9 protein-coding genes are annotated in these 13,416 nt (G+C 37.8%); all 9 read left to right on the top strand.

What is annotated here, in order from left to right; genetic code table 11:
• The first annotated feature begins 225 nt into the window (after nucleotides 1-225).
• The 9 genes from HA632_RS11800 to HA632_RS14080 all read left to right on the top strand — a co-directional run bounded on the left by HA632_RS11800 (nucleotide 226) and on the right by HA632_RS14080 (nucleotide 13,415).
• Nucleotides 226-390 (top strand): hypothetical protein, encoded by a 165-nt coding sequence (locus HA632_RS11800; protein WP_171221863.1) that lies wholly within the window; start codon nucleotides 226-228, stop codon nucleotides 388-390.
• Between the two features lie 50 nt (nucleotides 391-440).
• Complete coding sequence (locus HA632_RS11795) at nucleotides 441-2,087, top strand: hypothetical protein (RefSeq protein WP_176307396.1); 1,647 nt, start codon at nucleotides 441-443, stop codon at nucleotides 2,085-2,087.
• Between the two features lie 2 nt (nucleotides 2,088-2,089).
• Nucleotides 2,090-2,758 carry a response regulator gene (locus HA632_RS11790; protein WP_176307395.1) on the top strand — a complete coding sequence of 223 codons (669 nt, stop codon included), beginning with the start codon at nucleotides 2,090-2,092 and terminating at the stop codon, nucleotides 2,756-2,758.
• A 127-nt stretch (nucleotides 2,759-2,885) separates the two neighbouring features.
• On the top strand, nucleotides 2,886-3,101 hold the full coding sequence (locus HA632_RS14085; RefSeq protein ID WP_176307394.1) for an HTH domain-containing protein: 216 nt from the start codon (nucleotides 2,886-2,888) through the stop codon (nucleotides 3,099-3,101).
• Nucleotides 3,102-3,217: 116 nt separating this feature from the next.
• Nucleotides 3,218-10,750, top strand: coding sequence for a PKD-like domain-containing protein (locus HA632_RS11780; RefSeq protein WP_176307393.1), 7,533 nt, complete (start codon nucleotides 3,218-3,220; stop codon nucleotides 10,748-10,750).
• An 11-nt stretch (nucleotides 10,751-10,761) separates the two neighbouring features.
• A complete protein-coding gene (locus HA632_RS11775) occupies nucleotides 10,762-11,793 on the top strand; it encodes a PorP/SprF family type IX secretion system membrane protein (RefSeq protein ID WP_176307392.1) in 1,032 nt (343 codons plus the stop codon).
• 116 nt (nucleotides 11,794-11,909) lie between these two features.
• Nucleotides 11,910-12,710, top strand: a complete 801-nt coding sequence (locus HA632_RS11770; protein ID WP_176307391.1) for a hypothetical protein — start codon at nucleotides 11,910-11,912, stop codon at nucleotides 12,708-12,710.
• 7 nt (nucleotides 12,711-12,717) lie between these two features.
• The gene (locus HA632_RS11765) at nucleotides 12,718-13,020 is read left to right on the top strand and encodes an HNH endonuclease signature motif containing protein (protein ID WP_176307390.1); all 303 of its coding nucleotides are present in this window, start codon (nucleotides 12,718-12,720) and stop codon (nucleotides 13,018-13,020) included.
• A 149-nt stretch (nucleotides 13,021-13,169) separates the two neighbouring features.
• On the top strand, nucleotides 13,170-13,415 hold the full coding sequence (locus tag HA632_RS14080) for a DUF4236 domain-containing protein (protein ID WP_176307796.1): 246 nt from the start codon (nucleotides 13,170-13,172) through the stop codon (nucleotides 13,413-13,415).
• Nucleotide 13,416 lies beyond the last annotated feature (1 nt).

Here is a 13,416-nt window from a genome sequence, read left to right as displayed (position 1 = left end):
GTTTCGCGATAAGAACAAATGTACAAAACTAGTTCAAACAAAGTGACGCTATACAGTGCCGAATTTTTATTCGGGAAGTATAAAATGACGGTTCTGTAGCAGCGCACTTCACTTCCCAAAACAGTATTTCAAATACAATGTTTCCGCAATGGCAATTGCCTTTGCCAAGGCTTCGGGCAGCACCCGAACAGCCACACCTATGTCAAATTTTTAATAAACAATATCATGAAAAAAATACTTTTATTTTCGTTTTTTATCGTGTCATCATTGGGAATGACTTCGTGTACAACAGACTCAGTTGCTGAAACCGCACCTGAACTAACTACCACAGCGGATGATACGGGAGGGCAATCCGGAGGATTATTACCACCGCCTCCACCAAAACCGTAATTTTTTAACATAAATTACAACGGTCTGAATTAATTTAATAATTTCGGGAAATGATACTCAAAAGGTTAATTTTCCCGATTTTTTTATGTGGTATGCTGATGCTGTCTTGCGACGGTGGTAATACGGTAGTGCCTAATGAGGAGAAGGAAAGCTATGATCAATTGGTCGAAAAGGCTTTTCTTCAATCAAATGCCCAAAAATACGACAGTGCTTTCTACTATTTTGAAAAAGCCAATGGCGTCGCTACCAGTAAAGAACAAAAGGCCTATGCTTTGTATCAGATGGCAGAATTACAAAGGTTTTTTTGTGATTTCTCCGGTGCCGAGACTACTGCTACAGCAGCCTATGAAAACTGCGATAGTCCAAAGTATCTACCTTATATATACAATACTTTGGGGATAGTGTACCAAGAGTTATACAACTACGATGAAGCCATTAAATATTTCAACAAATGTTACAATGACACTTTGAGTGAAGTCAATAAGTGTATTGTAAAGAATAATATTTCTCTTGTTTATCTCGACAAAAAAGATTTTAAAACAGCCATCAACATCCTAACGCCCATCTCTCAAAACGATTCTCTTGTAAACGAAAAGTGGGTTTATGCCAAAGTACTCGACAATTTGGGATATGCTTATTTTAAGACTAATCATCCCAAAGCCAAAGGTTTGTTAAACCAATCTTTAGCCATTAGAGATAGTTTAAACAATGCCCTTGAGTTGACTTCGTCTTTGATGCACATGGCGGAATATTATCAAAACAGCAATACAGCACTCGCGTTTGATTTTGCCCAAAGAGCGTATGATGCGGCGCAAACAGTTCAAAGTCCGGATGATAAGCTCGAAGCACTAAAGTTTATGATTTCAACCAGTGAACCCAGTAAAGCTAAGGCATTGGCGTTAGAGCAAATTGAGTTGTCCGATAGTTTGACCAAAGTGAGGCAAACCGCTAAAAATCAGTTTGCCAAAATTAAATACGATTCCCAAAAGGCATTAGAGGAGAAAGAAAAATATAAAACCCAGAAAGAGTGGTCTATAGTGATTGCTATGTTTGTAGTGTTGGCATTTATGGGTCTTATTTACTACATCCGAAAACGAAACAAAAAAAGAGTATTGGCTTCTGTACATGAAACCGAAAATAGGATTGCCAAAAAAATTCACGACGAATTGGCCAATGATGTTTTTCAAACCATGACTTTTGCCGAAACCCAGGATTTGCAAAACCCGGAGAAAAAAGAGTTGTTGATAGAAAATTTAGACGCTATTTATGGCAAGGCAAGGGATATTTCGCAAACCAACAGTGAGATTCCAACCGATGAAAGATTTGGAGAGGTTTTACTCGATTTAATAACCGGATTCAACAGTGAAGAAGTCAATATTATTACAAAAAACAGTACGGCAATTGATTGGGGTAAAATCAATCGGGAGTCTAAAAATGCGGTGTACAGAGTGGTTCAAGAGTTGATGGTGAATATGAAAAAACACAGCGAGGCTAGTTTGGTCGTATTGGTTTTTTCGAATGAGCCTAAGAGCATTGAAATAAAATATACCGATAACGGAAAAGGATTGCCCACAGCAGAAATCAACAAAAAAGGATTGCAAAATGCGGAAAACCGTATTCATGCGGTTAAGGGAAACATTATTTTTGACCATGAAATCGATAAAGGTTTCAGAGTTATTATCCAAATACCCAAGTGATTATGTTTAAAAGAGTATTAGTGGCCGAAGATATTGACAGTATTAATATAGCTGTAATGCAAACCTTAACCGATTTGAAAATCGAGCATATTGACCATGTAAAATATTGTGATGATGCGCTACTCAAGATAAAAAAAGGACTCAACAGCGGTGAACCGTATGACCTTTTTATTTCGGATTTATCCTTTGAACCCGACCATCGGGAAGTCCAAATCAAATCGGGCGATGTGGCTATTGAGCAAATCAGGAACTTACAACCCGAACTCAAGATTATTGTTTACTCGATCGAAGACAAAGGGTTTAAGATAAAATCGTTATTAGAACAAAGTAGGGTGAATGCTTATGTTCACAAAGGGCGCTACAGTATTGACCAATTAAAAGCGGCTATTTTGCAAGTCTCAAAAAGTGATGAGATTTATTTGTCACCCCATTTGGCCCATGTTTTAAGAGACAAATCCACCAGAGAAATTGATGATTTTGATGTAGAATTGATCAAGCAACTTTCCATAGGTATCACTCAAGACGAATTGGAAAACCGATTCAAAGAATTAGGCATCACGCCCAACAGTAAGAGCACCATCGAAAAAAGATTGAGCAAACTCAAAGACCACTTCCGAGCCAACAATACGGTTCACTTAATTGCTATTGCTAAAGATTTAGGGATAGCGTAATTACCAAATTTTAATTTAATAGGCTCTTTACGGTAATCCGTAAGGAATGCAATTTTATTGGATTTAATTTTGACAAAAGGCTTAACTGCATTTCGGTTGCAGTCTTATTAGTTAAAATTGTATTGTTTTGGACATAAGAGTTATCATAAAAATACACGAGCTTTTAAAAGCGAATAGGGCAGGGAATACCAATGATATTTCATTGAAGTTGGGCATTTCTGTTCGTTCGGTGTATAATTATATAACGTTCATGAAAACAGAACTTAACGCGCCGATAACATACAATCATCAAGGGAAAAACTATTGTTATGAAAGGGAGTGTGAATTAAATTTCAGGGGGTAGTTTGTAAGATAAATTTAATTATTTTTGTCCGATAAATTAGGTTAATTCTAATTTATGTATTCGTTTTGCTCCCCAAAGCTTTCCAAATTAAAAAAGATAACGCTCATAAATACATTATGAAACAAAAATACTTTGTCATTTTATTATTACTGTTGGTTTGTCAAATAGGGGTAGCTAATCCCCTGGAAATTTTACCGCCGCCATCAGCAACGATAACAGGAACTACAACCGTTTGTCAAAATTCTACTAGTCCAGTAATTACTTTTACGGGTAGTGATGGGACAGCTCCTTATACATTTACTTATAAAATTAACAATGGGGCTCCATTAACAGTAACAACGAATGGTAGCAATAGCTCTGTAACGGTTCCTGCTAGTACAGCAACACCTGGTGTTTTTACATATACATTGGTCAGTGTTGAAGATTCATCACTGCCACCAAATCCTATTAATGTTTCGGGAAGTGTAATTGTAACAGTTAATCCACAAGCAAATGCAGATTTGAATTCATCCGCAAATTCTATTGTCTTCAATGGTTTTACAACTTTTAGAGAATGTTCAAATCAGGCATCCCAGATTGATTTCTTTAATTCTTCAACTACAACTGCAACAAATACAAATTATACAATTAATTGGGGTGATGGTTCTCCTAATTTTACAGGTACATCATGGACAAATTTATCTCATACCTACCAAGTAGGCTTATGGACATTAACATATACAATAACTGCACAAAATGGATGTAATATTGTTAAAATTTACAAGGTCTTCGTGGGAAATAATCCAGCTGTAGGATTGGGAAATCCGGGCAATACAGATATTTGTATTTCTTCTTCTTTAACATTTCCAATAACAGGTACTGATAATAACCCTCCTGGAACAACTTATGTTGTCACATTTAATGATGGTTCTGCTCCAATAAATTTTAATCATCCTCCTCCAGCCTCTGTAACACATAATTTTTTAATTAGTTCATGCGGAACAACAAGTACTTCAGGTACTACAACTTATCAAAATTCTTTTTTTGCAAGTATAGCAGCGATAAATCCTTGTGATCAATCATCAGCTTCAGTTGTGCCTATAAGGATATCAACACCTCCAATAGCAAACTTTAGTTTACCTCAAGCGACGGTATGTATTGGCAACCAAATATGTTTTACGAATACTTCTACAGGAGGCGATTCCGCATCATCTACAAGTTGTTCAACACCTAAACTAATTTGGACAATCTCACCAAATACAGGGTTTACTTTAGCAAGTGGAACATTAGGAAATGATTTTGGTTCAACAAATACCAATTCTTGGTTGAGTGGTAGTTCGTCTATTTGTCCTGTTTTTTCTGTGACAGGAACTTACACAATTACATTAAAAATAGGAAATAGATGTGGTGTTGATGAAATTACAAAGGTTTTATGTGTTCAATCTGTTTTAACTCCCCAATTTAATTTAAATACTAATAACGGCTGTATTCCTCTAGCGGTGACAGCAACCAATGCAACTAATTTAGCAAATCAATGTTCTGCACCAGCTTATTTGTGGCAAGTAACACATACACCTCTTTATTGTGCAGCTTCAACGGTAACTATTCCAAATCAAACAACGGCAAATGCTACATTCAACTTTACAGTACCGGGTACTTACACTATAACCTTAAGTACGATCAATTCTTGTGGGACAACTACAACTTCACAAACAGTAACTGTAAAAAAACCACCAACGGTTACTGTAGCTCCGATTAGTAATTCTTGTGGTACAGCAAATATAACTCCGGTAGGTAATGTTACCAATTGCGCACCTACAGGCGGTACATTGACCTATAGTTGGCTCTTTCCGGGTGGAACACCTTCTAGTTCTAATGCTTTGAATCCCGGAACTATAGCTTACCCTGCAGGAGGTCCTTACACAGTGTCTTTTACAGCTACTAACGAATGTGGTGTTTCTAATACTGCTACCCAAAGTTTCACTGTTAATACCGCACCGGTAATTACTAATTCGGTTTTGAGCCAAACCATTTGTTCGGGTTCATCTACCACAGTAGTCAATTTGACTGCCAACCCAGCTGGTACTACATTTTCATGGACAGCAAGTGCAACTGCGGGCATTACAGGATTTACTTCTTCAGGAACGGGGAATACAATTCCAATACAGACTATAACTACAACAAATACCAACGCCGGGACGGTTACTTATGTAATCACTCCAACCTTTAATGGTTGTGTTGGTCCAACGGTCAATTATGTTGTCAATGTTAATCCGGCTCCATCTATAACTACACAACCGGTTTCAAGTTCGGTATGTTTAGGAGGTGTACCAACAGTTTTGACAGTTGTTTTGAATAGTTCGGCAATAACACCAACTTATCAGTGGTACTCCAATACAACCAGTTCTACCAGTGGTGGAACATTAATTCCGGGAGCTACAAATGCAACCTATAGTCCGCCATCTAGTGCAGTAGGAACATTATATTACTATTGTGTAATTACTTTGTCTTCCGGCGGATGTTCAAGTTTGACCTCTCAATTGGCAACGGTAACAATAAATCCATTACCAACCATAGTCACCCAACCACAGCCAACACAATCGATTTGTGTAGGCGGTGTAATAACCTCACTAACTGCATCCTATACCGGGGGAATAGGTACTGCCGCTTACCAATGGTATAGTAATACTACTAATAGCAATAGTGGTGGCACTTTAATTTCAGGTGCTACTTCAGCAACCTATGCACCACCGGTTTTCAATACAGCTGGAACCTATTACTACTATGCAGTAATCACTTTAAGCGGAAATGGTTGCGGTGTTACGACAAGTAATACTGCTGAGGTAATAGTTTTACCTGATCCTACTATCACAACTCAACCATTAGTTACACAAACGCAATGTCAAAATACACCGGCAAATATTTTAGAAGTTGTAGCCAATGGTGGTAGCGGAACTTTCAGTTATCAATGGTACAGTAACGCAAATAACAACACTACAACAGGATCTGCAATTACAGGAGCAACAAGTAGTACTTATTCACCTCCAACGACAACAATTGGGACAATATATTACTATTGTATAATAACGCAAACCGGTTTAGGATGTTCAGTTATCAGTACGACTGCAGCTGTTGTTACAGTTCCCGCACCATCAATATCAACTCAACCGCTCGTTAGTCAGACGGTTTGTTTGAATGGAGCAACAACTGTTTTGTCTGTTAGTTATATTAATGGAATAGGAACACCAGCGTATCAATGGTATAGTAATATTTTGAACTCCAATTCAGGAGGCACTCTTATTGGAGGAGCAACGAATTCCAATTTTACTCCTCCATCATCATCAGTTGGGACCATTTATTATTATTGTATCGTTACTTTTACTTCCGGTGGTTGTACCAGTGCTTCTTCAAATACAGCTACTGTAATCGTAAATGATTTACCAACCATTGATGTGCAACCACAAACCACTCAGTCCATTTGTGTTGGAGGAACCATAAGTCCATTATTAGTTTCTTATACCGGAGGTGTTGGAACTCCAAATTATCAGTGGTACAGTAACACTTCTAATAGTAACACTGGTGGAACGGCAATTAACGGAGCAACAGCTTCAACTTATACTCCGCCTGTCTTTACTACAGCAGGCTCTTATTATTATTATGTTGTTGTAACGCTAAACGGAAATGGTTGTGGTATCATAAATAGCGATACCGCAGAGGTTATTGTAGTAGCCGACCCAATAGTTACAGCCCAACCATTGGCCAATCAAACACAATGTCAAAGCACAACGGCCACAACATTATCAGTTAGTGTAACCGGAGGAATAGGAACACTTTCCTACCAATGGTATAGCAATACCGCCAACAATACTACAAACGGACAATTAATAACCGGACAAACAACAGATACATTTACACCACCAACCGATACAATTGGTACCACCTATTATTATTGCATTATCACTCAAACAGGTTTGGGATGTAACGTGACCAGTGCTACGGCTTCAGTAGTTGTTGTTCCATCACCAATAATAACTACTCAACCGCAATCAGCAACAGTTTGTGAAGGCTCTGTTTTGTCTCCATTAACGGTGGCTTACACTAACGGTACCGGAACTGCTTCCTATCAATGGTATGATGATAACGGACCCATTTCAGGGGCAATAAATGATACTTATACGCCAAGTAATACCATATCAAATACCTATTACTGTGTTATCACTTTTTCATCCGGGGGGTGTACCAGTATAACCTCCGCTTCAGCTGTTATCACAATTAATCCTTTACCTACGATTAATAGTCAGCCTTTGAGCAGTCAGAGTATTTGTGTTGGCGGCGTAATACCGGCATTAGCTGTTTCTTATAATGGCGGTGTTGGTACTCCAACATATCAGTGGTATAGCAATACAACAAATTCAACAACCGGCGGAATTCCTGTAGGGACTGATTCACCAAATTATACTCCACCTACTTTTAACACCAGCGGAACATTTTATTTCTACGTAACCATTAGTTTGAATGGAGCTGGTTGTGGGATTATAACTAGTGATTTAGCTGCAGTTATAGTTGTTCCTGATCCTGTTTTGACAACCCAACCGTTGGCTCAGCAGACCGTTTGTCAAAATACACCGGCTAGCGTTTTAGAAGTGATAGCTAATGGCGGAATTGGAAGTACTTATTCTTATCAGTGGTATGTTTCATCAGCTAACAATACTACTTCCGGTTCAATAATTGTTGGAGCAACAAATAGTTCTTACACACCACCAACAATTACAGCGGGTACACTTTATTATTATTGTTTAGTAACGCAAAATGCAGGCGATGGGTGTGATGTCACCAGTGCAATAGCCACAGTTACTGTAAACTTAGCCCCTGATTTTACAACACAGCCTATATCAAGTACTATATGTTTGGGTCAGGCTCCAACTGTTTTATCCTTTACTATTATTAATGGCGTTGGCACACCAAATTATCAATGGTATTCCAATGCAATTAATTCGGCCACAGGTGGTATAATTATAACCGGAGCAACCGGAGCAACTTACTCACCTCCTTCAAATACGGCAGGTACAAACTATTATTATTGTGTAGTTACTTTTCCATCAATTACCGGAGGATGTTCGGTAATCACAACAAATACAGCTGAAGTAATTATAAATCCGAACCCTGTTATTGCAGCGGAAAATGTGACTATTTGTAGTAGTACAACTTTTACAGTTACACCAACAAATGCAAACGGAAATGTAGTTCCTGTTGGAACAACTTATGTCTGGTCAACTCCATCAATAAGCCCTCTTGGTTCAGTTACCGGAGCGACAGCTGAGAGTATTCCTCAAAATCAAATCAGTCAGACATTAATTAACACTACCACAAGTCCGGCGACAGTTACGTACACAGTGACACCAACATCTGGGGTTTGTGTTGGAAACAATTTTACCGTTACTGTTGTTGTTAATCCCGCTATTAATCCGAATGTTGTTGTCAACAATAATTTATGTTTTGGTGTAAATACAGCTTCTATTACGACTAATATAACAGGAGGAATTCCATTTTCTACAGGTTCCCCATATCTTTTAGATTGGACTGGACCAAACGGTTATACTTCTACAAACACTTCAATATCCAATTTATCTCCCGGGGTTTATAATGTAACCATTAATGATGCAGGCGGATGTCCTTTTTCAGATACCTATACCATTACTGAACCGGCAGATATTGTGATTACTGTTGATAGTGAAAATGATATCACTTGTTTTAATAGTGCCAATGGTAGTGTCAACATATCTGTTACGGGAGGAACCGGAAGCTATACTTATACTTGGACTCAGAATGGAGGTTTTTATGCCGGTACAGAAGATATTGCTAATCTCAGTCCGGGAACTTATGTAGTATCTGTTACAGATGCCAATAATTGTGGCCCCAAAACCGCCACCTTTACCATAACACAACCACCATTGTTGGTAGTAGGGTTATCAAGTCAAACGAATGTTTTGTGTTACGGAGAGGCTACCGGAGCTATTACCGTGAATGTTTCCGGCGGAACACCAAATCCTATTACTTCTGATTATACTTACTCTTGGACCGGTCCTAACGGATTTACAAGTGCCAACCAAAACTTAAACAATTTAATTGCGGGTGTCTATGACTTAACGGTTACAGACAATCAAGGATGTGTTAAAAATCTCTCTGTGACTATTACACAGTCGAGTGAAATTTTGATTAATTATACTACCACACCTATAACCTGTTATGGAGCCAATAATGCTTCGCTATCAGTTACTATTTCAGGTGGAAATGGACCTTATCAATACCAATGGAATAATTTAGCGACTACTTTAAATCAAACTAATTTATCAGCCGGAACTTATATTATAACTGTAACCGATAATGTAGGTTGTGTTAAAGTTCAAACCATAGTTATCCCTGAAGCACCAATCTTTACCGTAAATCCTATAGTGACCAATGTATCGTGTTATGGTGCCAACAATGGAAGTATCAATTTGAATTTAACCGGAGGTATTGCCCCGGTAGCTTTGACTTGGAGTGATGGCAGTACTGCCGGATTAATTAGAAACAATTTACCTCCCGGAACTTATACCGCCACAATTTCCGATGGAACACCTTGTTTTATAGTGAGAACATTCACCATAATAGAGCCTCAACCATTAGTACTTTCAGCCAATATTACTAACCCTTTGGATTGTAATGTGGCTAATAGCGGAGCAATTAATTTGATTGTATCGGGCGGAACTGGGCCATTTGTTTACAGTTGGACAAACGGTGTAACATCAGAAGACCTAACCAATTTAAATGCCGGGAATTATTTAGTAACCGTAACAGATGCCAATAATTGTACAACTTCAGGACAATATACACTAACCAGACCCGCTCCGATTGTAATCGCAGTAACTACACAAACAGATTTTGACTGTGCCAGTCATGAAGTTACCCAAAATTTTGTAGCGCAAGCTAGTGGTGGTGTTCCCCCTTATCAATACCAATGGTCAAGCGGTAACGTGAGTGGTGCCAATGGTCAAATCATGAGTTCAGACCTTAACGGAACTGTAATCTTAACCGTAACAGATAATGTAGGTTGTAATGCAACTTACACTGTTGATGTGGATAATCCTGAAATTGGTTATGCTTCTTTTGAAGCCACATCTTACGGTTACACTACTTACGGTATTTATTCTATTGGTGATCCAATTCAATTTAACAGTACCATTACAGGAGATTATGTCTCAGTTTCTTGGGATTTTGGAGACGGCACTTTTTCAACAGAATTAAATCCGGTTCACACTTATTTTATTCCCAGAGATTATGTGGTAACCCAAACGGTAACGTACCCTTTTGGATGCGTTTATGTACAAACCATAACACTGATAGTTGAAAAAGGATACTTGTTAGTGGTGCCCACAGCCTTTACCCCAAATGATGATAGTGTAAATGATACTTATAGACCGGTAACCAAAAGACTTAAAAACGTTAGATTGGATATTTATGATACTTGGGGTTCTATAGTGTATACTGAAACCGGGGAAGTTTTAGTAGGATGGGATGGAAAAATTAATGGATTCAATGCCGAAAACGGGAACTATTACAGTAAGGTAACTGCAGAGACTTTTTATGGTACGATAGTGAATGAGAATCAGACTTTTGTTTTAATTAAATAAGCGCCATACAAATGAAATTTAAAATAGTATCCCTAATAGTTTTTACACTTTTTTCAATAAACATAAAGGCACAAGACCCTGTCTTTACCCAGTTTTACTTGGTGCCTGAAATTCTTAATCCTGCTTTTACCGGAATTTCCAATACTTGGAATGCCGGAATCATTCACAGGCGTCAATGGCCCGATGGGAATCGAAAAATAGACACCCAATTTGGCTTTGCCAACAACTTGATTAGTGACGAAATAGGAGTAGGTGTGACGGTTTTAAACCACAGTGAAGTCTTTACCGGCTACAACTATTTCAAGTTCAACGGCGTCTTTTCTTATCGCATAGATTTGGATTATGATTGGCGATTGAGATTAGGTCTCGAGGCAGGTTATGGCAGGAAAGATTATAATTTTAATAACCTATTGTTAGAAGATCAGATTAATATCAATACCGGAGCCATTAGTCCCGGCAGTGTTGATCCCGGTGTGATGAACTACAGCAACAAAATTAACTTCATGGATTTCTCTGCAGGTTTTGTATTCGACCAAGATAATGCTTGGTTTGGGGCAGCGGTAAAACATTTGAACCGACCTGACATTTCCTTCAGAGAGAATGCGAATGTGCCATTAGACTTGTTTTTAACGGTTCATGGTGGATTTTACTTTGAATTTCTAAATTCACCTTCCAAACTCATTCCCGAAGATTCTACTTTGTTAATTACAGCCAATTATATGCGACAAGGGCAATATAATCGATTGGATATTGGCGGGGTAATGGACTACAGCAGATTCAGTTTTGGTGTTATTGCTGTTACAAACCCTGAAGGAAGAGCATCAAATAGTCATTTGGTGACCTCAATAAACCCAGTCCTTTCTTTTAAATCAAGTGAGTTTACTTTTGGCTATTCCTATGATTGGAACATATCTAAGATTGGGAGAACGCAAGGGGTGCATGAGTTGTCTTTAACTTGGCAATCCAGTTACCGCTGTGACCGTTGTGATAATTACAAGGTCAAACTCAAACGCAACGGAGAAGCAGGTTATCAGAAAATGTAATCAGTTTTATAATTCATAAACACTCTCAGGAGTGTTTTTTTATGCCGTTACGGAAATCCGTAAGGAAGGCAATTTCATTAGTCATAAGTTTGATTACTAATTCAAACAATCAAACCATGAAAAAAATTACCTCACTATTATTACTATGCCTTTTGGTATCGTGTAATGCAGTTATTCCTTATTATCAGATTTATGAAACCAAATCAGAAACGGTAAAACCTTCAGGGAACGCCATAGTTTTTGAAGATAACAATTGTAAAATAAGTTACAATCTTTGGTCGGAAAGCGGAAATGCCGGGTTTACTTTTTACAATAAGACTAGTGAAGTTATTTATCTTCAATTAGAGGAAAGCTTCTATGTTATTAATGACAGAGCTTATGATTATTACCAAAACAGAATCTTTAGTAATTCTAGTGATACCGCTTCAAAAACAACCAAAACAACAGGGTTTACGCAATGGGGATGGTTGTCATTGTCAGGATATACCTCAAATACTTTGGCCACAAACAGCACCAGTGGCGTAGAAGTAATTGAAGCAAAAGTAATTGCTGTTCCGTCAAAGACGTCAAAAACTGTTTCAGAGTTTAAGATTAATGAAACCCTCTTTAGAGATTGTGATTTACTACGTTTTCCTTCTTCAAAACAAACAAGCACCAAAACATTTTCGGAACAATCAACCCCAATCCGTTTCTACAATACTATTACATACAAGTTAGGGGATAAACTGAACAAGGTTAAAAATGATTTTTATGTTTCCCAGATCACCAATATAGCTTCAAAAGATGCATTAAAATTAGAGAAGAATGCTTTTTGTAATCAAAAGAATGGCGGAACAGTAAGCGTTTTTAAAGAAAGCGCTCCGGCAAAATTTTATGTTTCTTATACTAAAACCCAAGCGGATACTTGGAAATATTAACTTCTACATGATTAGAAAACCTAACACAGACTGTAATGGTTCCGCTTGGTCCGAGGAGATCAAACAATTGGTTTGGAGCAAAGCCACTATCATCCCGAATTATCCCTCCGAATTATGGCGAAGAGACCTTTGCGGTTTTGCCATCAGATATACAGACCATGGTAATAGAGATTCAATGTATGGTTGGGAAATTGACCATATTTTCCCGGTAGCCATGGGAGGCAATGACAATGTAAACAATCTACAAGTCCTCAATTGGAAAAACAATGCCGATAAAGGAGACAGCCTCATTTGGTCGTGTTCCCGATAATATAATTGTGGTAGTATTTGCGCCGGAACAGTACTCCATAGGCTGTTTCGGTGGCAAATGCTTAAATAAACATTTGTTAATAAAAATGACAAGAGTGCATTTTGGTTGCAGAGGGAAATGTTAAAATTGATAGTTTAAAGGTTAATTATATGGGTTTTCGTTTTAGTAAAAGAATCAACATAGGAAAAGGGTTTGGTTTTAATATAAGTAAATCCGGAATTTCACCAAGTGTACGAACTAAACTAGGCTCTTTTAGTACAAAAGGTTATTCCCTTAAAACCGGTGTTCCCGGACTAACATATAGAAAAACAGCAAATTCCAAAGGATGTCTTTTTCTGATAATCATCCTTATCATTTTTGGAATATCATTTTATCAACTAATTAATATTGAATAGT

The sequence above is a fragment of the Flavobacterium sp. J49 genome (genome assembly GCF_011742145.1).
In the GTDB taxonomy this organism is placed as follows: Bacteria; Bacteroidota; Bacteroidia; order Flavobacteriales; family Flavobacteriaceae; genus Flavobacterium.
The sequence above is the reverse complement of the archived record's forward strand: the minus strand, read 5'-3'. Positions and strand labels throughout refer to the sequence as shown.

Bases quoted from the DNA above. Each gene is read 5' to 3' on its own strand.
- HA632_RS11770 (WP_176307391.1), top strand. From the start codon at position 11,910: ATGAAAAAAATTACCTCACTATTATTACTATGCCTTTTGGTATCGTGT.
- HA632_RS14080 (WP_176307796.1), top strand. From the start codon at position 13,170: ATGGGTTTTCGTTTTAGTAAAAGAATCAACATAGGAAAAGGGTTTGGT.
- HA632_RS11775 (WP_176307392.1), top strand. From the start codon at position 10,762: ATGAAATTTAAAATAGTATCCCTAATAGTTTTTACACTTTTTTCAATA.
- HA632_RS11800 (WP_171221863.1), top strand. From the start codon at position 226: ATGAAAAAAATACTTTTATTTTCGTTTTTTATCGTGTCATCATTGGGA.
- HA632_RS11780 (WP_176307393.1), top strand. From the start codon at position 3,218: ATGAAACAAAAATACTTTGTCATTTTATTATTACTGTTGGTTTGTCAA.
- HA632_RS11765 (WP_176307390.1), top strand. From the start codon at position 12,718: ATGATTAGAAAACCTAACACAGACTGTAATGGTTCCGCTTGGTCCGAG.
- HA632_RS11790 (WP_176307395.1), top strand. From the start codon at position 2,090: ATGTTTAAAAGAGTATTAGTGGCCGAAGATATTGACAGTATTAATATA.
- HA632_RS11795 (WP_176307396.1), top strand. From the start codon at position 441: ATGATACTCAAAAGGTTAATTTTCCCGATTTTTTTATGTGGTATGCTG.